This is a genomic window from uncultured Sphaerochaeta sp. (assembly GCF_963676625.2).
GTDB lineage: Bacteria > Spirochaetota > Spirochaetia > Sphaerochaetales > Sphaerochaetaceae > Sphaerochaeta.
In genome coordinates, this window is sequence record NZ_CAXXYB010000010.1 from 138684 (window position 1) to 161426 (window position 22743).

Annotated in this window: 18 protein-coding genes and 2 pseudogenes; 6 read left to right on the top strand and 14 right to left on the bottom strand. The window is 46.6% G+C overall.

Annotated elements, in window-relative coordinates; genetic code table 11:
* The 7 genes from ispH to ACHZBG_RS16070 form a co-directional block, all read right to left on the bottom strand.
* Window positions 1-861 carry a 4-hydroxy-3-methylbut-2-enyl diphosphate reductase gene (gene ispH / locus ACHZBG_RS16040; protein ID WP_320130470.1) on the bottom strand — a complete coding sequence of 287 codons (861 nt, stop codon included), beginning with the start codon at window positions 859-861 and terminating at the stop codon, window positions 1-3.
* 73 nt (window positions 862-934) lie between these two features.
* Entirely contained in the window at window positions 935-2140 is a 1206-nt protein-coding gene (gene secF / locus ACHZBG_RS16045) for a protein translocase subunit SecF (RefSeq protein WP_320130471.1), read from the bottom strand.
* Window positions 2141-3868 (bottom strand): protein translocase subunit SecD, encoded by a 1728-nt coding sequence (secD, locus tag ACHZBG_RS16050; RefSeq protein WP_320130472.1) that lies wholly within the window; start codon window positions 3866-3868, stop codon window positions 2141-2143.
* 33 nt (window positions 3869-3901) lie between these two features.
* Window positions 3902-4429 carry a preprotein translocase subunit YajC gene (gene yajC, locus ACHZBG_RS16055; RefSeq protein WP_394699414.1) on the bottom strand — a complete coding sequence of 176 codons (528 nt, stop codon included), beginning with the start codon at window positions 4427-4429 and terminating at the stop codon, window positions 3902-3904.
* 142 nt (window positions 4430-4571) lie between these two features.
* Window positions 4572-6206, bottom strand: coding sequence for a chaperonin GroEL (gene groL, locus ACHZBG_RS16060; protein ID WP_320130473.1), 1635 nt, complete (start codon window positions 6204-6206; stop codon window positions 4572-4574).
* A 118-nt stretch (window positions 6207-6324) separates the two neighbouring features.
* Window positions 6325-7206 (bottom strand): DUF92 domain-containing protein, encoded by an 882-nt coding sequence (locus ACHZBG_RS16065; protein ID WP_320130474.1) that lies wholly within the window; start codon window positions 7204-7206, stop codon window positions 6325-6327.
* Window positions 7203-7871 (bottom strand): hypothetical protein, encoded by a 669-nt coding sequence (locus tag ACHZBG_RS16070; protein ID WP_320130475.1) that lies wholly within the window; start codon window positions 7869-7871, stop codon window positions 7203-7205. The genes ACHZBG_RS16065 and ACHZBG_RS16070 overlap by 4 nt, the downstream gene beginning before the upstream one ends.
* A 273-nt stretch (window positions 7872-8144) precedes the next feature.
* Between ACHZBG_RS16070 and ACHZBG_RS16075 the strand changes: the two genes are divergently transcribed.
* Window positions 8145-8423 carry an RNA-binding protein gene (locus tag ACHZBG_RS16075; RefSeq protein ID WP_320130476.1) on the top strand — a complete coding sequence of 93 codons (279 nt, stop codon included), beginning with the start codon at window positions 8145-8147 and terminating at the stop codon, window positions 8421-8423.
* Window positions 8424-8505: 82 nt separating this feature from the next.
* Here the strand turns inward: ACHZBG_RS16075 and ACHZBG_RS16080 are convergent, their stop codons facing one another.
* From ACHZBG_RS16080 to ACHZBG_RS16090, 3 genes are read right to left on the bottom strand one after another with little or no spacing between them, the layout of a single operon-like run.
* Complete coding sequence (locus tag ACHZBG_RS16080; protein ID WP_320130477.1) at window positions 8506-8763, bottom strand: DUF1653 domain-containing protein; 258 nt, start codon at window positions 8761-8763, stop codon at window positions 8506-8508.
* Window positions 8757-10613: a DUF2207 domain-containing protein gene (locus ACHZBG_RS16085; RefSeq protein WP_320130478.1), complete on the bottom strand. Its 1857-nt coding sequence runs from the start codon at window positions 10611-10613 to the stop codon at window positions 8757-8759. The genes ACHZBG_RS16080 and ACHZBG_RS16085 overlap by 7 nt, the downstream gene beginning before the upstream one ends.
* A gap of 1 nt (window position 10614) precedes the next feature.
* Window positions 10615-11166: a LemA family protein gene (locus ACHZBG_RS16090; RefSeq protein ID WP_320130479.1), complete on the bottom strand. Its 552-nt coding sequence runs from the start codon at window positions 11164-11166 to the stop codon at window positions 10615-10617.
* A 173-nt stretch (window positions 11167-11339) separates the two neighbouring features.
* Here ACHZBG_RS16090 and ACHZBG_RS16095 point away from each other — a divergent pair, with 173 nt between their 5' ends.
* Window positions 11340-11810, top strand: coding sequence for an ArgR family transcriptional regulator (locus ACHZBG_RS16095; RefSeq protein WP_320130480.1), 471 nt, complete (start codon window positions 11340-11342; stop codon window positions 11808-11810).
* Between the two features lie 69 nt (window positions 11811-11879).
* Entirely contained in the window at window positions 11880-13442 is a 1563-nt protein-coding gene (locus tag ACHZBG_RS16100) for a glucose-6-phosphate isomerase (RefSeq protein ID WP_320130481.1), read from the top strand.
* A gap of 564 nt (window positions 13443-14006) precedes the next feature.
* Here the strand turns inward: ACHZBG_RS16100 and ACHZBG_RS16105 are convergent.
* The 4 genes and pseudogenes from ACHZBG_RS16105 to ligA form a co-directional block, all read right to left on the bottom strand.
* Window positions 14007-15340 (bottom strand): annotated as a pseudogene (locus ACHZBG_RS16105) (ATP-dependent 6-phosphofructokinase).
* Entirely contained in the window at window positions 15337-15729 is a 393-nt protein-coding gene (locus ACHZBG_RS16110; protein ID WP_320130482.1) for a LysR family transcriptional regulator, read from the bottom strand. The pseudogene ACHZBG_RS16105 and the gene ACHZBG_RS16110 overlap by 4 nt, the downstream one beginning before the upstream one ends.
* Complete coding sequence (locus ACHZBG_RS16115; RefSeq protein WP_320130483.1) at window positions 15720-17018, bottom strand: aminotransferase class I/II-fold pyridoxal phosphate-dependent enzyme; 1299 nt, start codon at window positions 17016-17018, stop codon at window positions 15720-15722. The genes ACHZBG_RS16110 and ACHZBG_RS16115 overlap by 10 nt, the downstream gene beginning before the upstream one ends.
* 64 nt (window positions 17019-17082) lie before the next feature.
* Window positions 17083-19211, bottom strand: a pseudogene (gene ligA, locus ACHZBG_RS16120) (NAD-dependent DNA ligase LigA).
* 143 nt (window positions 19212-19354) lie between these two features.
* On the opposite strand from ligA, the gene ACHZBG_RS16125 reads away from it, so the two are divergent.
* The 3 genes from ACHZBG_RS16125 to ACHZBG_RS16135 are packed head-to-tail and all read left to right on the top strand — an operon-like array spanning window position 19355 to window position 22738.
* Window positions 19355-21319, top strand: coding sequence for a molybdopterin cofactor-binding domain-containing protein (locus ACHZBG_RS16125; RefSeq protein WP_320130486.1), 1965 nt, complete (start codon window positions 19355-19357; stop codon window positions 21317-21319).
* A complete protein-coding gene (locus ACHZBG_RS16130; protein WP_320130487.1) occupies window positions 21316-21867 on the top strand; it encodes a 2Fe-2S iron-sulfur cluster-binding protein in 552 nt (183 codons plus the stop codon). The genes ACHZBG_RS16125 and ACHZBG_RS16130 overlap by 4 nt, the downstream gene beginning before the upstream one ends.
* Window positions 21851-22738, top strand: a complete 888-nt coding sequence (locus ACHZBG_RS16135) for an FAD binding domain-containing protein (protein WP_320130488.1) — start codon at window positions 21851-21853, stop codon at window positions 22736-22738. Before ACHZBG_RS16130 ends, ACHZBG_RS16135 begins: the two co-directional genes overlap by 17 nt.
* Window positions 22739-22743 lie beyond the last annotated feature (5 nt).

Below are 22743 nucleotides of genomic sequence, written 5' to 3' on the forward strand. Positions count from 1 at the left end.
TTATTCTTCCTCCAGTAATCTTTTTCGGACAGCTTCAATGGTTGAAAGCGGAGTCGAGGCTCCTGCAGTAAGGCCCAAGGGAGAATAGCTTCGCATCTCCGCCGTCACTTCATCTTTCGTTTCGATATGCCAAACTTTTTTCCCTTGTTGCTGAATCAAGGCAAACAAGGCTTCCGTATTGGCACTTTTTTTCCCTCCGACCACCACAAGGGCCTCACATCGGGAACATAATTGCAAGGCTGCGTTACGTCTGTTTCGGGAGCTGGGACATACATTGTTTACAAAAACAAAAGCAGTGCCCTTTGCCTCCTGAACCCTGATGGCAGAACGGATTTTATAAAAAAGCGACCTCTCGTAGGTTGTTTGCACAAATACGGCATAGTTACCATCTGAGGGAAGAGCGGCTATCTGACTGCAATCATTTACCAGAATCGTAGAACAAAGGATACCCTCTCGCTCAACTCCTTGCATGGCAATCGTCTCAGGATGTTTTTCCATTCCTATGATAATTATAGTGTATTCCTTACTGTATTCCTTGATAAGGGCAAGATTTCTTTTCACTACAGGACAGGTGGCATCAATGATCGTAAAGCCTGCGTCCACAAAACCACGGTACAGGGAATCGGGAATACCATGAGCACGCAAGACAACCAGTCCTGGTTCATGACCCTCAGGGGATTCTATTACGACAAGTCCCTGGGCAGCAAGAAGATCACAAACCTGTTCATTATGAATGATTTTCCCGACGGAATAGACAGGTTTTTTCAACTTATGGGACATTTGAATCGCCTGTTCCACCAAATCAATCGCCCTGGAAACACCACCACAATAGCCCATAGTATCTGAAAGAATCAGTTCCATAGTTCTCTCCAAAAACAAAAACGCCACCGCAAGGAATCCCCACGGAGGCGTCTTACTTCAGCAATGCAGCAAATCAAACCTTTGCAGGGGCCTTCTCGACAGCATTATCTTTTTTCTGCGCCTTGCTGATCCAATACAGGAAGGAAGGAGCGAGAAAGTTGGATGAATACGTACCAAAGACGATTCCAAAGAGCATGTTAATTGCAAACATCTTGATATCACCGGAAGCAAAGATAGCCAAAGGCGCAATTGCAGCCAAGGTAGTGACACCACTCATAATCGTTCGAGTCAACGACTGGGTTACACTTCTGTCAACCTGGGTTGCAAGGGGTTCACCTTTATGCAAACCGATATTTTCACGTACGCGGTCAAAAATAACAATGGTGTTGTTCAACGAATAACCGATAATGGTCAATAGTGCCGCAATAGTGGTACCAGAGAACTCAAAACGGAAAATCGCAATTGCACCGAGCATCATCAAGACATCGTGCATGAGGGCAATCAAGGAAGAAACGGCAAAAGCAAAACGGAACCGAATCCAGACATACACCAGAATCAAGGCCATTGCAACGACAATTGCAAGAATGGAACTCGAGACCAAGGAAGCGCTGAACTTTGCACCGATATAATCGCTCTGGAGAATTACGGCACTGCCTTTCCCAAAATAGGCATCAAGGGCTGCAGTCACTGCATTTTCCATGGAGGACTGAGTATCACCATCCTTGATTCCGAGCCTGACCTGGAAGGTCTGGTTCTCGCTTGCCCCGATGGTCTGCACCTTGACGTTTCCTACAGAAGAGAGAGCCGCACGAACCGTATCAATGGTCTTGGTTCCAGAGGCCTTGAAATTCAAGGAAGTCGGCGTTGTGGACAAGGTTGCAGGAAACCCATATCCAGAAAGCAAATCGGAAGTCTTCAAGGTTCCGTCGACGGCAGTCGCGGAAATCTTGGCTATCTTGGCTAAACCAGTGGCAAGATCTGCTGCAGTCGGATAGGCCGCAGAGTCAAAAGTTGTGGTAGAAACTCCTTCTCCACCTCTAATTTCCAAAACAAGGGCAGACCCAGAAATAGAGAGTGTGGCATCATTGCTACCTGAATAAGCAACATTCAGACCAGTGGGAGCAAATTGAATTCTCTGACTCAAGCCACTCTCAAAGTCAACACCAAGGTTAAACCCTCCGTTGACAATGAGCGCGACAATACCAGAAACCAAGAGGATTGCTGCCAAAATGCTGGTAAACCAGCGGACTTTGATAACAGGAATATCTTTCTTAAGCATTTAGTTTTTCCTCCAGCTGATACGCAACTTCTTACCTTCACGGTCCGTTACTGCTGCATCAAAAATCAAGTGCGATACAAACAAGGCAGTAAACAAGGAGCTTATGATACCAATAGCCAAGGTGTTTGCAAAACCTTGAACAGTACTGCTACCAAGTTGGGAGAGAACCAAAGCCGCAATGATCGTTGTGATATTTGCATCCATGACTGTCCAGAAAGCTTTATCGAAGCCTGCCTTTACAGCGGCCTGGGGAGACTTTTTCAGTCGCCGTTCTTCCTTCATACGCTCAAAGATAATGACGTTTGTATCGACAGCCATTCCCAAAGTCAGGATAAGACCGGCGACGCTTGTCAACGTCAAGGTAAAATTGAAGGCAGAAAGAATAGCCATCATGATAAACAAGTTGAAAATCAAGGCAAGGTCAGCTACCAAGCCACTGATGCTATAGAAGGCAAACATCAGGATAACGACTAGCACCAATCCAAGGGCAATGGCCTTCAAACCAACAGCAACGGCATCCTCACCCAAGGTAGCACCAACAGCCGACTGGCTGGAAACGGTAAGTTCAATGGGAAGGGCAGCGGTGCGAAGCACGATTGCCAGATCATTGGCTTCTGCCGAAGTAAATCCAGAAATCTGAACGGAACTTCGAATACCTTCGTTGATAGTTGCCATAGCCTTGACTTTTCCATCCATCACGACTGCGAGGGTGTCATTTACATGGGTTGAAGTCAGTTTATAGAAAATATCACCACCAACATCATCGAGCTGGAAGTTGACTACAGGTTTTCCGGTGATGCCATCAGAACTTGTGGTAGCACTCTGCAAATGGCTGCCATCGAGTCCGACTTCTTCACTTACGACTACGAAATTCTTCAATTCATCAATACCATACTTGTCGCTTATATAGTAACCGGTTGCAATCTTGCCAGCTGGAAGGAAAGCAGGTTGCTTGAGAGCTCCTGTATCAGTATAGACTTCAGAAGGATTGGCCTTATAATACTCATTCAACTGGGAAGTAAGATCATTATCCACCATCTTGAACACCAAGGAACCCTTTCCACGGAGGAAGGAGTTTACGCGTTCAGGATCCGCGGCACCAGGGATTTCAATTAAAATCTGGTCAGTTCCCTGCAAACGAATGTTTGGTTCACTTACACCGAATTGGTCGATACGTTTGTGAAGAATCTCAATATCCTGATTGACAACAGCCGTAATCTCGGTAGCTGAAGCAGAAGAACCCTTCTTCGCCTCATAGGATGCCTTGTCGGCTTCAAGCAAGATGCTCATGCCTCCACGGAGATCCAAGCCCAGCTGCAAAGCCTTGTTGCTCAATTTCTTGTAGGCAAGCAATTCAGTGCGATAGTGATTTTCACAGGCATCAAACACATCTTGTTCACTATAGAAACCTCCCAAAAGGGCTTCTACCGTCCATGTCTTCGGGACAGACTGTTTCATAGCCTTATAATTGGCTTTTGCCACGTCCTTCAGATACCCATACTCGTTAGGAAGTGCAGCAAGGGAATCCTTTGCTGCCAATTCCTTAAGTGCACGAAGATCCCGCGAAGCTTGTCCGCGTGAATATTCCTTGATCTGCACGTTCGAGCCTGTTGCCAATTCTTTGGTGCTCTGGGGTACTCCACCGTACCACTTAAAAGTCGGATACAAAAAATATCCGCACATCAGAACAACAAAAAGAACAATCACCAGACGACTCCGTTTTTTCATGATACTCTCCAGAATGTCTCTATAATATTTATTTTATTTCTCAGTTTCAGGGGCCGTCTCAACAACGGTCGCATCGGTAGCCTCAGCCTTCTCTGGAGCACTGATCTTTTCAACTTTCTCGTCTGCTTTTTCTTCTTTCTTGGTTTTCTTCTTGCCCGCGGAAGCAGTCTCGGCTTTTTTGTCTACGATGCTGCTGATGGCACTCTTGGAAAACTCCATACGGGTATTATCGTCAACTTTAACAACAACAGTTGTCTCCTTGACAGCCATTACCGTTCCGTGGATTCCTCCGATCGAAACCACTTTATCGCCTTTCTTGATAGCAGAAAGCATATCCTTGGTTTCTTTGTCGCGCTTCTTTTGGGGTCTGATGATAAGAAAGTAAAAGATTACGATAATGAGACCAAACGTAACAAACGTCGTCATCATCGAACCGGAAGAGCTTCCTGAAGCTCCAGAAGCTTCTGGGGTTGCCAAAGCACTAAGTAATGACAGCATGGTTGAATCCTCGCTTTTAGTAAAAATTGGATGCCTGAAAGGGATGGAATACGCACTTCGCATCCAATTTTCCAAGTACCGATAAAAGTATCACGTTCAAGCTATGGTAGTCAAGTTTTACCATTCGCAGTATAAAAATCAATAAACACACAAAGAAGGCCGCAAAGAATTACTTCTTCGCGGCCTATCCGGAAGGTTTTTGACCTTACATCATTCCGCCCATACCCTCTCCGCCTGCAGGCATGGCTGGACCAGCCGGTGCAGGAATGTCGGTGATGGCACATTCAGTAGTAAGAATCAAAGCTGCGATGGAAGCAGCATTCTGCAAAGCACTACGCGTCACCTTGACAGGATCGATGATGCCGCAATCGGACATGTTGACCCATTTCAAGGCTTCTGCATCAAAACCAATTCCAGGTTTCTCGTTCTTGCACTTGTCGGCAATGATAGCCCCGTCAAGACCGGCATTCTCTGCAATCTGACGGATAGGTTCCTCAAGAGCGCGGCGTACAATCTTGTAACCAACCCTTTCCTCTTCGGAAAGCTTGGAAAGATCCATTCCCTCAAGAACCTTGGCTGCCTGCACCAAAGCCACACCACCACCAGGGATGACGCCCTCTTCAATAGCGGCACGGGTGGCACTGAGAGCATCTTCCACTCTATGTTTCTTTTCTTTCAGCTCAACCTCGGTGGCTGCGCCAACATTCAACACGGCAACTCCACCAGCAAGCTTTGCCAAACGTTCCTGGAGCTTCTCACGGTCGTAGTCACTGGTGGTATCACCAATCTGGGCCTTGATCTGGGCAATCCTGTCCTTGATATCGGCTTGTTTGCCACTTCCATTGATAATAGTGGTATTTTCTTTCTCGACCTTGACATTCTTTGCACGTCCAAGTTGGGAAATATCAGCATTCTCAAGTTTAAGGCCAAGTTCCTCGCTGATCACCTGACCACCGGTCAAGACCGCGATATCCTCAAGCATGGCCTTACGGCGATCGCCAAACCCAGGAGCCTTGACAGCCACTACGTTCAAGATTCCACGAACACTATTGACAACCAAGGTGGCAAGGGCTTCACCATCGACATCCTCGGCAATGATCAATAAGGGTTTGCTGGTCTGGGCAACTTTCTCAAGAACAGGAAGCAACTCTTTCATGTTGGAGATTTTCTTGTCGTAGATGAGAATGAACGGGTCTTCCATGACTGAGGTCATGGTGTCATGATTATTGCAGAAATAAGATGACAGGTAGCCACGATCAAATTGCATGCCCTCGACAAAATCAGTGGTGGTTTCGATCGTCTTGGATTCTTCAACGGTAATGACACCGTCCAGACCGACCTTTTCCATTGCATTTGCAATCTCATCACCGATTGTGCGGTCATTGTTGGCGCTGATGGTTGCGACCTGGGAGATCTCTTCCTTGTCCTTGATCATCTTTGCCTGTTTCTTGATTTCAGTAATTGTATCGGCAACAGCCTTGTCAATACCACGACGGATACCCATGGGGTTGACTCCCGCCGCAACACTCTTCATACCTTCCTTGGTAATAGACCAGGCAAGGACCGTAGCGGTCGTGGTTCCGTCACCGGCGACATCATTGGTCTTGGTGGCAACTTCCTTCAAAAGCTGGGCTCCCATGTTTTCAAACGGGTCTTCCAACTCAATCTCACGAGCAACGGAGACTCCGTCCTTGGTAACGGTAGGAGCACCGAATTTCTTGTCAAGGACAACCAACCGACCCTTTGGGCCAAGCGTAACCATTACTGCACGGGAGATCTTTTCGACACCTGTCACCAAAGACTTCCGAGCCTCTTCATTGAACTGCAATTGTTTTGCCATACTTATATCCTCACTTAAGAATATTTAGTTCGTAATAAACGAATGGGAAAGCGTACCGTAACGCCCACCGTGATGTAACATACAAATAAAAACGATGAGAAGCAAGAGAAAAAATCAATTACCCTATTGTCAGCGCAAGGGCTCCTGCCAATAAAGATCCAAAGATATTACTGATAAGGTTGACCATATCATTGTCAATCCACCGAATTCCCCTGACAAGAGACAACTGCTTTCCATGCAGGAAAGGATGCTCCGTCAAGGTATTCGTGTCCTCATCAAGATAGTGAGCCTGTACCGTAGCCCCAAGAAAGCTATCAAGGATGCAACCAGAGAAACCACCAAGGGCCATTACCGAGGCATACCCAAAATTCTTGCCCGTGACAGGAAGGAAATTTCCCAGCCAACAGAGAGCAATGAGCAAGGACCCGAGCACCCCTGCCATACTGCCAAGCGGGCTAATCGCCCCGGAAAGGCCAGGTTGCATGGGTTTTCTGGTAATAATCGAAACAGGTTTCGTCCTGGAAAGTATCCCCACTTCACCGGCAAAGGTGTCACTTGCCGCCTCGGCAATCGCACCCCCGAACATAACAAGGACGATCATCGAGGGAGAGAAAGCATAAAGCAAAGCACAGAAGAGGGCCATACCTCCGTTTGCAAAAACCTGAAGGGCATCCCGACAGCCACCCTTCTTCTGCATACTTGCCAGATCCTTGGCCTTATGAGTCCTTGCAATGGCCCCCAGGACCCCTGCCGCCAGGAAAAAAAGCAAAAGACAGCCCAAGGCCCCGAATCCAAGAATCCAAGTAGTACCAAGACCAACGAAAAAGGCGGCGAGACTCCCTTTCAAGGTCAATTGCCTTGCCAGATAGGAAATCAGGACCACGGCCATCATACCCAGGACAAGGATCCAAAAGGCACCGTCAAGAGAGAAAAACCAATTATTGAAAATACTCGCCAAGGAGTACGAGAAGGGAACCAGATTGGCATACGTTCCTATCATACAAAAACTCCTGCCAGAAAAGCACAAAGAAGAGGAACAGAAAGATTATCGATGCCCAAGGGAGTAATTGCCTCGACAAAGGAAGCTACAAACCCAATCAACAAGGACAGGGCAAACGCCATTCCCAAAGAGAGGGAAGACATCAAAAGAATCAATAGGAAACTGACCAGGAAACTGACTGCCAACATAGACATGGCTCCTATGTAGGTCTTGCCACCGGAAGGAAGAGGCAACTTCTTTTTCCCCCACTTCATGCCAATGAGGGCTGCAAGTCCGTCCCCATAGCCCATTACCAATACACCTATCAGGCAGGCAAGGCTCGAAAGTACCCCATTGAACTGCAAAAATACCAGGAGAATTAGGGTAATCGGATAATATATCAAGCCATAATTACGTTTTCTATCGTTCAGGCCGATTACCTTTCCCCAATTCAAAAAAGTAAACAGACTATTGGCAATAAGGAAGACTATCGGACCAACCAAGGCATACTTCAGCTGGGTAAAATAGGCTATTTCAAGGAACCACCAGTTAGAAACCCCGATATGTACGATTTTTCTGACTGTCTCACTCGAAATCTTCGTATACTTTCCCAAGGCAAAGGCAACCACCAGAATACCCCCGAGAAAGGAAAAAGAGCTGATCAGACCTGCAATGTTGTTGTCCATGAAGCCCATCATGCAAGGAACAAGAAATAAATGCAAGAGTTGCAGATACTGATTACAAAATAACAAAAATGGACTATAGCTCAATTGACATGGCAAAGAGCTCATGCTAACGTCTAATTGCTTTCGATTTTGAGTTGCAGCTAGTCCGTTATCCTACCAATCGTACGTGTGCGTTACTGAATCGCCCCCGCAGACAGGTAAAAGTTCGAGACTGCGCCAAATGAAGCAATTATTGTTTATACAGGGAACCTACACCTGTGAAGGATGCTTTTTATGGCAAAGAAAATTTATGTTGGTAACATGAGTTACAACACTTCCGAAGAAGAACTTCGGGACCTGTTCGCACAGTACGGTACCGTACTCAGTGCATCCATCATCATTGATCGTGAAACCCGCCGCCCCAAGGGGTTCGGTTTCGTTGAAATGGAAGAGGATTCTGCTGCAGAGGCTGCTATTTCACAGCTCGACGGCAAGGATTTGGGTGGACGCAATCTTCGCGTCAACGAAGCAATTGCAAAACCACGTCCGGTACGCAACAACTACCGCGACTAGTTTTTGATTGTTTCTCGTTTACATTTTCACACTATGATTCAGTAATGGGACGGAGCCAGCAATGGCTCCGTTTATGTATTGTTCAGGAAGTTGTCCCATTTTCCGTTTGACTTTGCACAAACGTGAAGCGCTTTTGCATTATGCCATCCCTTTCAACCAAGGAAACAAACATATCATAGGGACGTACCCACAAGGATTTTGATCCGACAGGGCGATACAACACCATGGTTGCGAGGGACTCACTGTCTATGACAGTATCCTGGACTTCGTACAATCCCCCCTTGAAATGACGGTATAGACCTTTTTCAATTCTCTTGCGTTCCACTTCAGGTTTTACCATGCTCCACCGCCACCACCACCAAAACCGCCCCCGCTGAAACCACTGGAACCAAACGAGGAATGCACACCACCGCGAGCTCCCTCCCTGGTCTGGGCATACAAGGTGTGCTCCATGACATTGGAATGCAACCGATGGGCCAGGGCACTATAAAACATGACATCGTACATCGAGGTCGTTCCACGATACCAAGTAGGAGGTTCAGTAGTAAGGCCCTTGAATTTCTTTGCCCATTTATCTTCCAGTCCAAGCACTATCGCATAACCAAGAACATGATAGAAAAGTTGTGGATCATTATCTATCATCAGCTTGAGCTTATCCATCTCCACCTTGTCTATGAACTCGCGGTACCCTATGGTCTGTTCAAGCATCGCATTGGCATACGCACTGCGTTTGACTGTGACGATTACCAGGATAGCAAGATACACAGGAAAGAGTGTGGAAGGAATTGCCATCCAGATTGCATAGGAAACAGCATTCCCGATTATATAGACTTGCAGGAAAATCATCAGCACATAGGCAAGAGCACCGAGAAGGATGGAGAAAAATAGCTTGAAAGCCTTTGTACCCTTGCCAAGGATTTCCCATTTTCGGGTCAGGTTCCAAGTAATGAATCCACTGGCAAAAGCTATGAAACCGCCAAAGACCAGCATGGTGGCAGTGCCTTGGGACATATACATAATCGTTGAGGCAATTGCATTGCCGATTACCACGATCGCTGCAAAAAGCACGATAAAGATACGCTTGCTCTCGGCAGTACTGTCAGTCAGTTTGCGCTCACCCTTGAAATAGGACAGGGCTCCGCTCTTCGCCTTTTGCATGGCTGAGGCAAACTTGTTCGTCTCGAGCTCATTGAGGGAGACGGTGGTACCGTCCCCACAATCAAACAGAGCCTCAAACAAAAGCTGCTCCTGTTTCTTGGTTGTATCAGGATCCTTGAGCTTCGTGAAAGTCATTTCCTTCTTCCCGGTCTCCTCGATGGTCAGGCATCCTTGGTCAGCCCAATAGAATATCAGGGAAGTAATATCCTTGTTATCGACTCTCCCATCGGCAAGATAGCCAACCTCCAGGGGACTGAATCCCTCCGGTGGTTCAAATCTTACGACAGGGACAAAAGGATCCTCTTTCCCATATTTTTGGAAAATACGGGTAGCAAGAAGACAAAGCGCAAGACCCAGGATTGCCATGAAAATGGAAGCTAATACCGTATTGTCCCTATAGGGTTTCACTCCGGTAAAATATCCCTGTTCCATCTGGACCCTGATAGTCAGGGCTTCTCCCGGAGCCAGATCCTTGGCAGAGCCTGTAATTGTCATACGGTCAGAAGAAACCTTGAATTCGCCCCTTTGCTGGGTAGATCCATATTGTCCGCCTGTCACCCAGACCATCGAGGGATCAATTGCCTTGGGGAAACGGATGGTATAGGTAAAGGTCTTGATGGGACATTGCCAACCGGTACCTACAAGGTTGAAATACATTTCATCATAGTCAGTATATCCATCATCCCCGATATCATACGTATAGGAAAGAGTATAATTCTTGTTTCCCACAACGGTGCTGTCGGCATCGCCCAGGCGGAACGTAATGAAGTCGGCAGATACCGAATCCTGGCTAATGGGATCGGAACTCTTGAGGTTGGTAAGCTCTACCCTCTTTTTCCCGAACCGAACAGGGATCTCCCTGTATATTCCATGACGGGGGATGGAGAAATCAACCTTGAAATCCTCACGGATGGAATAGACATTGCTCGGGGAAACGGAAATATTCATGTTGTAGGTATCGATATAATAATCGGAGGCCCACAGGAATGAACCTGCAACAAAAAGGACAAGGAAGGCAAACCATTTTTTCATATTAGAATTTTACCTCGACCCTGGCCTTTGCCTCTTCTTCGATGGTCAGATAGGGCTTTTTGGTAAAATGAGACATCGAGGCGACAATCATGGAAGGAAAGACTTCAGTAATGGTGTTGTATTGTTTGATGACTGCATTGTAATACTTACGGGCAGAAAGCAATTGTTCTTCAATCTTTTGCAATTGTTTCTGCAGATCAAGGAACCCAACATTTGCCTTAAGGTCAGGATAGGCTTCACTGAGGGCAAACAAGGACTTGAGGGTTGAGCTGAAACCTTTGTTGGCGGCATCCTTGTCTTCAAGGGTCGTTGCACTCATCGCTTTATTCCTGGCCTCGATCACCGCGGTAAGGGTTCCCTGTTCATGCTTGGCATATCCTTTTACAGTCTCTACAAGGTTCGGCACCAGATCATATCGTTGCTTAAGATGGGCATCCAGCGCAGAAGCCGCCTCTTCGCCCTGGTTTTTCAATCGAATCAATCGATTGTAGACACCGACATAATATAGAGCGAGAATTACCACAATTGCAATTACGATAAATACAGCTACCATATAACACTCCTTCTTGATTATACGTAGAATGCCCCACATTGCCTGCTCGGTCAAGGGTTGCAATAAAAACCGTATCGTTCAACCTTGCATTACGTTCAATTGTACTGTATCTTTATTCGTGTAAAACGTATAAATATTCAGTTAATTATAGGAAGACAGGAGAAGCAGGAGATATGAGGGAAAGACATAACCGATTGACAGTCGTCAAGGAAATGATAAAGAGCAACCGTATCGACAATCAGGATACATTGCTTGAAATGCTCAAGGTAGAAGGATACACAGTAACCCAGGCAACCCTATCCAGAGATCTGAAAATGCTCAAGGTAGGAAAAATCTCAGATGGCTGGTCAGGCTATTATTATGCTCTCCCTGAAAATGACTTGATAAGTGAATCAGAGAAAAGCTATATCCAGGATGTTCGAAGAGGAATACTTTCCATTGAATTCTCAGGAAATTTTGGCGTCATAAAGACAAGGCCAGGTCATGCAAACAGCGTAGGAATAGCCCTGGATGTACTGGCCCTCCCAGAAATTCTGGGTACCCTGGCGGGTGATGACACAATATTCGTCATTCTCAGGGAAGGGATGAGCAAGGAAGATCTTCAGGACAGCTTCAAGACCCGCATCCCGGAAATCGAAGAATAAAACCAAGCTTGAACTAATAGGCCCCTCCCTTTACAATGGGTGGGGCGTTTTTATCAGAGGAGAAACAACATGGAATTCAAAAATATCGATTCTTGTACTTCGTTTACTCAACTCATGAGCCAAGAACCTTGCAACGTTAAGAAGGAACTGACCAAAAACAGAATCCAAGCCTATTGCATTGCCGAAGGCGGAGGACTTTCCTACAACTATGCAGCCATGCCCGTGGATGAGGCAATACTGAAAACCCTGCAAGAACTCAGCGACGAGCAACAGCTCATAGAAAAATATGTTGCTCTCCTCAACGGGGAAATCATCAACACCGGGGAAAAGCGTCTGGTCCTGCATCAGTTGACCCGTGGACAAATCTTGTCCACTGTATTTGCCGATGGTGAGGATAAAGGCGAATTTTATAAAACTCAACTTGACAATATAAAGACCTTCTCCGAGGAAGTCCGTTCAGGAAAAATCAAGGGCTCCACGGGAAAAACCTTCAAGACTGTCGTACAGATTGGTATCGGAGGAAGCGATCTCGGACCAAGGGCCCTGTATCTTGCCTTGAAGGGATCCCAGGATTCCAGTCAGCTGGCAGCAAAATTCATCAGCAATGTGGACCCCGACGATGCGGCAAACGTCCTGGAAGGACTAGATTTTGAATCCACACTCTTCATTTTGGTCTCGAAGAGTGGAACCACCTTGGAAACCCTTACCAACAGGGATCTCGTCATCGAGGCCATCAAGACAAGCGGTATCAAGGGAATCAACCCGGCCAAACATATGGTAGCGGTAACCAGCAAGACAAGCCCCCTGGCCTCCTCCGAGTCAGTACTGAAAGCGTTTTTCATTGATGACTATATCGGGGGACGGTACAGTTCCACCAGTGCCGTGGGCGGAGTGCTTCTCTCCCTGGCTTTTGGATATGAGACCTTTTCCCAGTTGCTTTCAGGTGCCCATGAAGCCGACAAGCTTGCATTGGGAATGGACATCACTCAAAACGCAGCACTCATGGATGCCCTTATCGGAGTGTATCTGCGTAATGTATGTTTGTTGCCTACCACGGCAATACTGCCCTATTCCCAGGCTCTGAACCGATTCCCGGCACATTTGCAGCAACTTGACATGGAAAGCAATGGAAAGCATGTGAACAGAAGGGGCGAAGCGGTTGCCTACGCTACGGGACCTGTCATTTTCGGCGAGAGCGGGACCAATGGACAGCACTCCTTCTACCAATTGCTGCATCAGGGAACAGATACCGTCCCCTTGCAGTTCATTGGATTCTCAGAGTCCCAGCAAGACAAGGATATCGTGGTTGAAGGATCTACCAGCCAGGAAAAGCTCAACGCCAACCTGGTTGCCCAGATTGTGGCCTTCGCCCGTGGCAAGGAAGATACAAACCCAAACAAGCAATTCGAGGGAAACAGGTACTCTTCGGTGATCACCGGCAAACAACTGGATGCCAAGGCCCTGGGAGCCCTTCTTGCCCATTTCGAGAACAAGGTCATGTTCCAGGGTTTTCTTTGGAACCTCAATAGCTTTGACCAGGAAGGGGTTCAGCTGGGAAAAGTCCTTGCGAAAAAAGTATTGGAAGGTTGCAAGGATGATACGATACTGAAGGCTTACGCAGATATCCTATAGCCAAAAGTAGTCCCAAATCAAAAACCGGGTAATTCTTGTCATGCACAAGGGGCCCGGTTTTTTATGATTACCTGATAATCAGTCTCAAAACGTTCGATAGGTACCAATTGATTTATATATGAATGAAACAGCATTTCAAAACAATAATGACATAAAGAAAAGCACAAAGTAACAATAATATTCCTTTATGCACATTATTTGTAAAAAAGTACAAAAAAACCCCCTAGGGAAAAGGAGGTTAAACCCTAGAGGGAACAAAAGGAGGTTAGAAAAAATCCGATTCAATTGCTATCCGACCCAACGGGTGCAGAAGCATGTCGTTCTCTTTCTGATTCGTACAGTATAAATAACAGGAAAAAAAATCAAGCAGTTAACGGTTTTTTTATAAAAAAGTTCTCTCTTTTTAGTTACAATGCCACTAATTAAAAATACAATCCCTCGTTTTTCATAAAATTATTGCATCAATGCACAAATCTTTGCATATCCCTTTGAAAACAAGACAACACCTTTTTGCAACAAAGCACCGCATTTCTGCGGTGCCTCATTTCATAAAACAGAAAAATTCTACTTATGATTCTTCATCATGAAGGGCTGGCGGGTATTCTCCAGGACATCCCTCCAAAGGGAACCTTCCAGGTCAACATGGTTTCTGGTACTTACCGCAACCTTGATCGGCAGATGCACGAATCGGTTATTGACCTGGGCAATGAGGGATTGGGTCTTCCCCGACATGGCCGCATGTACGGCATGGGCTCCAAGTCTTGCACAATAGATGGAATCGAAGGAATCAGCAGGGGCACTTCTGATGATATAGGAAGGATCAATATATTTTACATTGGTTTCGATACCTTCCTGCTTGAAGTAGGCAATGATACGTTCCTTCAAGAAAATACCGATATCCTGATATTTGACATTGCAGAGGCATCGGTCTCCCCTGTCGAGGGAACCAAATCCTGACCAGCCCCTTCAGAAATAAGTACTACCGCATGACTGCGATCGAGAATCCTTTGCTTCAACCTTGCCATCAATCCCTCAGGACCATCCAAATCAAACGGGTTCTCGGGGATAAGGCAGAAATTCACATCGCTCTGGGCTAGGGAAGTGTTTGCGGCGATAAACCCTGACTCACGTCCCATGACTTTCACCAGACCAATGCCATGAATGGAATTCTTTGCCTCGATATGAGCACAGCGAACAACAGGAACGGCCATCTGCACGGCAGTATCGACACCAAAGGAACTCTGGATGAAGGACAGGTCATTATCGATGGTCTTGGGAATTCCGATAACAGAGATCTTCAGATTTCTCTTTTTCACTTCCTCGCTGATATCATAGGCACCCCTAAGGGTTCCGTCGCCACCAACAGTAACCAGGATATTGATGTTCATCCTCTCAAGGGAATCAACAATTTCCTCGACCTGTTTTCCGCCACCCCGGGCAGAACCGAGAATCGTACCACCTTTTTCCTGGATATCATCAACAACATCCGGGTCAAGGGGAATCAAAGGCCAGGGGCTATTTTCCAGCAAACCCTGATATCCGTACTGCACACCGCTGATTCTTCTGACCCCATAACGGTACCAGAAACATCTGACAACGGCACGAATGACATTATTCAATCCCGGGCAGATTCCACCACAGGTACAAATCGCTGCATGTACATGGGCTGGATTAAAGTAGATCTTGGCTCGAGGTCCTGCGACTTCCAACGTTTCCTCATGTCGGGGAACGGGATGGCCCTTACCATCGATATCGGTATCAATGCTATAGAGAATATGATCATCATCAGTAACATAATCAGCCTGACCGTCATCATGAGTCGTACTCATCATAATCGGGGAGGAAATCTTTGCCTCGCCCAAGTTGGGAATGGAAAAATCAATCTTAGTCAAACTCATTGCGAACCTCCGTGAATATCATTCGATTTATCCGTTGAATCAAGCAAGCGGAAAAGCTGTTCCCCGAAATGGTCATATTGCACTGCTGCCTGTTTCTTAACACCAAGCTCAAAGCTCTCATATAATGAGATGAACGCCTCGGCAAAAGGAGTCAAGGTTGCACCATCCCTGTTTGCTCCGCCCTTTTTCCGGTCCAAGACGGCAACTCCAAGGTTTTTCTCCAGGTTCCTGATCATTGCAAAGGCCTTCGAATACGACAATTCAAGCTCAGAAGCCGCTTTTCTCAACGACTTCTGTTCCCGAACCTGTTGCAAAAGCCAAAGGACCCCAATTCCCATGAATTTTTCGCCTTCATCATCTATGAGATATAGCTTTGTCTTTAATTCCATGCTTCTCCCGCGGCCTTGAAGACCAAGTCGATCAGTTCAGGAATCTTATCGTTTTCCACCGAGCAATAAGCAAGTCGGAGCGTAGTATCCTGGATATTGATACATCCAACCTGATACTCGTTCAAAAGATATTGCCTCAGTTTTTCAGAACTACCCTTGCATTTGAAAGCCATGAAATAGCCACTATTAAACGGATAGGGTTTCAACAAATCGGAATCCTCATATTTTTTCAGGGCCTTTGCCAGGGTATGGAATCTTCTCTCCATCTCAAGTCTGGTATTTTCCTTGTCCTGAAGATAGTTCTTTCCGTTTTTCATTGCATTCAACAAAAGGCTCTGTCCCGGTCTGTCGCAGTTGGAAACAGTACTTCTGATAATCCCAAGGCTCTTTTTATTCAAGGCATCATAGTGCTCGGCAGTCAAGGACTTGGAAGCATAGGTGAGAAACCCAATACGGAACCCCCAGACCATCTCCTCTTTTGTCGCGGCATCACATTTGACGGCAAAGATATTGTCATGGGCATTGGCAATGCGACCGAACAAACCTTCCTTGGCAGTCTCCTCTTCAAAGAACAAGCCAAAATAGGCATCATCGCAAAGAACCATGAGTTTCATACCGGAGTCAGCCAATTCAATCAAGGCCTCCGCAATGGCATCCATCTCGGTTTTGGTAGGAGTGTACCCGGTAGGGTTATTGGGAAAATTCAGCAGGACCCGTGCCTTTTTCTCAGGAATGGAGGCAAGGGCCTCTTTCATTCCCTCTACATTGAAACCGCCCTTTTTATTGTACATGGGAAACGTCGAGACTGTGGCGTCGACCTGCTGAGTGAAGATCAACTCATAATTATCCCAGGCCAAATCAGGAATAAGCAATGTATCGCCATGTTGGGCAAAAAGCTGGGCCAGACTGCTCAGGCCATGGGTCAATCCGGCAGTAACAATGGGAAGGGAGAATTGCTTGCCTTTGAGCAAAGGATTCTTTGCAATCATCATTTCCTTCCAGATAGCACGCAACTGAGGATCCCCACCGCCTGCTGCATAGGAAAAAAGCTCTGCAGGGGTAAAAGAGTCGGGGACAAACTGATTATAGATATCGCTAAGATACATCGGTTGCCCGCCAGAGGTAGCCATACCTATAGTGGCATTGAACCGAGTAGCCTTTTGCTTTGCTTCGGCACTCTGGGCTACGATACCTTTGGGAAAGAACATTCTCCGTCCGACGTCGGAAAGCATTTCATCGACGATGGTACCTTTCAATATTTCATTCAATTCAACGGCAAGTTCATGCATGACAGATCCTCCACTTACTAGTACCTGTATATACGTTTCTATAAAAAAAGTCACTAAACCAGTGTTAAAAAGAGAACTCACCTTGCAAATCTGTCCCAGTGGCAACTTTTTTGTCCTTGGGTTCTTCCTGGGAAAGCAATTCCAGGAATTTTTGTTCATTTACGATGCTGATGGAAAGTTGTTCGGCCTTCGCCAACTTACTGCCTGCTCCTGTGCCCGCCAAAAGATGGGTTGTCTTTCCAGTGATGGAAGTGACCGTACGACCTCCCCTACGCTCGATTTCCTCAAGGGCAAGGGTCCGTGGGTTGAACTGTTCAAACGAACCGGTAACGCACCAAGTCTGATTGGCAAATATCTGCGGGAGCAAAGGCTCTTGATTTTCCTTCTCTTCAAAACATAACCCTGCCAGGCGTAGAGCCTCAATTCTTCTTTGCATTGTCGGGTCATTGAGGCTATCGACCAACAATCGCGCTGTTTTCTCTCCCACTTGCTTGATCGCGACCAATTTTTCGATATTTTGACTGCGGGCAAGTTCCAAGAGCTCATCCATCGACTTGACGCCACTTGAAACCAAAAGGTCCACGGCCTTCTTGCCGAACTCGGGGATTCCCAGAGAAACCAGCACCCGTCGAAAAGGCTGGTCCTTGCTCTTCTGGACACCTTCACGTATGGCACTTATTTTCTTTTCACCAAATCCCTGTGTATCGCCAAGCACTTTTGCATAATCAAGGAAATATATATCATCGACATCCTTGAGCAAGCCCTTCTCGATAAGGGCCGAGGCTGTTTCAGGACCAAAGGAGTCTATATCCATTTGTCCCTTTCCGATAAAAAACTCGACCTTCCCTCGTATTTGGTCAGGACAGAGAGGATTCGGACAGAACGTATGGGCCCCTATCTTGACCAAGGGAGTATGGCAACTTGGGCAGGTTTCTTGCATTTTCCATACGCCTTGTCCTATTTCATTTTTCTCCAGGACCCGTTCGACAGCAGGAATCACATCACCCCGTTTGGAAATCTCGACGGTATCCCCTATCGCCAATTCAAGCATGTCGACGTAATCCTGATTATGCAACGTAATATTCGATACCGTAGAGCCTCCTATCGCCACCGGTTTCACCCGTGCGACCGGAGTCACCCTTCCTGTCCTGCCTACCTGAACATCTATTTTCTCCACGATAGTCTCAGCCTGGGGAGACTCGAATTTATAGGCGATTGCCCAACGTGGATGATGGGCTGTATAGCCAAACTGTTCGCGTAGGGCCAATTCATTTACTTTTGCCACTAGTCCGTCGATTTCATAATCCAGTTTTTTACGAGTATCTGTCCTCGTTTGGATATATGCAGGGATATTTGAAAAAGAACCACTGTGCCCCTCCAGACCTGCCTGGACAAGTCGTGAAGCTGCCTCTTCCTCCGTCTTGCAAAACAAGCCGATGGTCGGGTTGACGCGAAATCCATATTCCTTGAGTTTCGAAAGAAGCATGACATGATCACCAAAGGACCTTTCTTTTTCCCCTTCCCAAAAACCTTCATACACAAATATCTTGAGGGGAACCTTGGCTACTTCACTACTCTTGATCCTCCTGATTGTCCCTGCCGCAAGATTTCTCGGATTTGCATAGGGCACTTCCAGGGATTTGTTCAGTTCGAGAAAATCCGCTTTCTGTAGATAGACTTCCCCCTGACTGCCAGGGTATCGGCAACAGGCAAACGCAACGGTATAGAGGAAATGGTCTTGATATTGGCAGTGACATCGTTTCCCACTGTCCCGTTTCCCCGGGTTACGGCACGAACCAACAATCCTTTTTCATAATAGAGAACCATCGACACACCATCGATTTTTTCCTCTATGACGAAACTGAGATCCTGTTGCATCTTCTGCTGGCTCTTGGAAATCCAAGACTGGATCGCCTCATTGCTATAAGCTTTGTCCAGGCTCAGCACCGGTATGGTATGGACCACTTCAGGAAATTCCCCACTAAGATCACTACCGACTCGCTGGGTAGGGGAATCAGGAAATTTCAGTTCCGGATGTTCTTGTTCCAGAAGGCTGAGTCTATCGAACAATCGATCATATTCCGTATCGGCAACAAGTGGCCTACTATCGACATAATATGCTCTCTGGTAATTCAAAAGCTTACCGGAAAGCAACAGCACTTCATCAAGAAGTGATTGTTTGTTTTCTTCCATGAGGGCATTTTACAGTCCCCCTGTCCCCATGGCAAGGTGGTCTGCCCAATCTTTTATTACGTTTGCCCCGAGAGACTGTCTCTCATTGCAGATAATGGTACAACATGATATCTTTCAGTACTAGGGAGTATATCCAATACATCATGGCAGAAAAGAAACCATCCTACTCAAAACTAAACAGACTTCACGGAATAGTGATTTCCTCCCAGGTTGATTCCGGGAAAATCGCAGAGGTTCGTATGCCCGAGTTGGATAGTAATTTCATTCTCATATCCACCAGGGATATCCCGGGAACCAACAGGGTACGTGTTTTGGATGAATCGATGCCCTTGCTCACCTCCTCCCAGATATCCTACAAGGAACAACCTATTCTTGCCTTGTTCGGTTTTGACAGTGAGTCGGTTCAGCTCAAGAGCAAGGAAATTGAAATACTTCTCCAGCAAGAGGAACAGACCCCACTGGAAGAACCTGAAACAGAAAAGAATCCTCCTGTTCTGTACAAGTATGGGGATATGGAAAAAATCCTTGCCACCGAAGGCTTGCTTTCCTTAAAAAGATCCTATCATTTTGCCGACACCCAACGAGAGTCCAACGATATCAGTCGAATCTCTGCCGAGATGGAGGATGACAGGCTGCATATCTATACGCCTACCCAATGGCCTTCCCATGTCAGGGACACGGTCAGTGAGGTGACATCCTTCCCAAAAAAGAAGATTACCATCCATAAACTTCCCTTCTACGCCCCCCATGATGAAATGTTGATCAATCCGTCCGTATTGTCTTCCATTGCGGCTGTGGCCTGTCTGAAAGGAAATTGTCCTGTGGAAATCCAAAGCAGGATATCAAATCTCAGGCCTATCATAGATATTGAACGAAAATCCTGGTACTTGCCTGAAGGTAGGGTCCTGGCAGAACAAATCGAGGTCAAGGTCATCCAAGGGTTCGTCACACTATTCAGTGAAGAAATGGCCAAGCAACTGATAGCCGGGCTGACTCCCTTGTATCAATTGGATGCCCTCACCATTGCCATCTCCTTCGAGACGGCCAGCTTCCGGCCAGCTCATTTCTATGGGGATCTTGGCTATAGTGATGCCCTTGCCTGCACAGAAGCCCATTATTCGGTCCTGGCAAAGACCACAGGCTACAGCCCAGCTCTCTGGAGAGTTAAATATGCCATCGAAAGTACGGGACATACCCAGATCATCAAAAGCGAAAAATATACGCGACTCAAGGAAATCCTAAGTGATACCTGTCTTCGATGTGATTTCCAACGTAAAAATGCCGCCTACGAGATGCAGACCCAGATGCGAGTGAAAATGTCCACCTTTTTCAATTACAGCAGGGGTATCGCCGTGGCCTGTGGACCAGGCATAGGTGGCTTCAGTTCAGACTGTGGCAAGTTGCCACAACAGGCTGTACAGATACAACTCAACCCAAACGACAAAGTGGAGTGCAACACCTCTTTCTATACGATAGGATCGAGTGCGGATATCTGGAAACAGATAATTTGTGAAGAACTCAGTGTCGAGAAAGAGAACATCTCTTTTGCAACTGATGAAAAAGACCTTATAGATAGCGGGCCTTCTGTTCTCTCTGCAAATAGCGGGAGAATGCCGTTGCAGATCCAACGAGCTTGTGCACAGGTCAGGGAAAAACGCTTTTTGCAACCTCTTCCCATTTGCGAGACCGTTACAAATAACAAGCTTGCAGGAAAGAATCCGGCTCTTTTTCTAAGCAACAATTGGGTTACCGTTGCACTTGAATTGGAAATAGACACCGTCACCCTTCAACCGCTGGTAAGGAATGTCTGGCTGACCATCGCTACCGGCAGGATATTCGATGAACAAAGCCTCAGAAGCAAGATCAGGCATATTGTAGTGACTACACTCAGAGAAGACGGGGCACTGCTCTCGAGCGGAAAGAGTTTTTCCATCGACATCAAACTTATCGGGGATGGCGAACAGATTTCATCCTCGTTCTCCAGTGCCCTCAAGGGAATAGTGACGGCAACTTTCCTGTCTGCCCTGGAACAGGCTCTTGGTTCCAACATACCGAAAATCCCTGTTACAGGGGACTCCATATTGACTGCAATGAGGGGGAAAGGATGAAAATAGAATGTTCCATCGACGGAAAGGCTCTATCTCTTTCTGTCAATTCCAACAAACCTCTTTCGCTTATTCTCACCGAAGACGTAGGGAATCGGTCGCTCGTGAGTTACTGCCAGGGCAATGGATGCGGCAACTGCATAGTCCTCTTGAATGAAGAGGCTGTCTTGAGTTGCATGATCCCGGCTTTTCGTCTCAAGGATTCCACTATCAGGACCTTTGACAGCTTTCAGAAGACAAGGCAGTACAGGGATATAGAAAGGGCCTATAGGGCAACAGGAAACAACCCTTGCCCCAACTGTTATGCTTCCAAGACCCTTATCATTGAATCCATCCTTCAGGACTTGACCAACAGTCACCCGGGGAAATTGGGTTCCACTCTTACAGGAAGGATCCAGGTCCCCCAGGACAATGACGAAATCATCGACGAAAAGAACATCGTCCAGGAGCTCTCATTGAATACCTGCACGTGCATGGATATGTCAGAAATGCTCCAAATCGTTGAAATTGCGCTCGGTTATAGGAGGCGTAAACGTGTACGAAGGAATTAGGTCCCCGGCCATCCACATTCCCAAAAACATGTCTGAATTCAATTCCATAGCCCTTCGTTACCCCAAAGCCAGGATTTGGGCCGGCGGAACCTATCTGATGAGTCAGAAAAATTACTATCCCAGCGAAAACAATGAAGATATCATTGACCTCGAGGGAATGGAAGAACTGAAAAAAATAACAAGAACCGAACGCTTTGTGGAAATTGGTTCCATGGTTACGGCTTCCCAATTGTTATATGCAGGCAAACTTGTATTGCCTGATATCTTGCTGGAAACTTTGCAATCCCTTGCCTCACAAATCGTCAGACGCCAAGTTACCATCGGAGGGGCCTTGAGCATCCCAAACCTAAGGCTTTCCTTGTCTACGACCCTTTCCGTTTTGGATGTGACGGTGGAAATCAAGCTATTCCAAGGAAACAAGGTATCGACACAATGGATACCAATCTCCAGATTGTATGAAAAAAACGGGAATCTTGCCGTCAATTCGGACAAAATGCTCATAACAAGAATACGGCTTGGCCTCGATTACGGGGATTACCAGCGATTCATCATTGTCGAGGATCCTATCCGGAACAGTCAGGAATGTGTCATTTTTGCTTTCCAGGCCAGACGTACCCAAAATGCCCTCAATAAGGTAAAGTTCTGCATGAACTTTCCGCACAAGGCTTTTCACATCAATAAAGAAATTGAAGCCAGGTTGTCAGGGGAAGCACTGCCCATCAATCCGGAACGCGTAAATACCATTTCGTATGAACTGGTTGCCGAACTCAGAAAGCAACACAGTTCAATCACAGAACTGCAACTTGAACGAGGCCGAAGGATGTTTGAATCAGTCCTGCACGGTATGAACTCACAAGCCTTGCTTACCTGATTCCT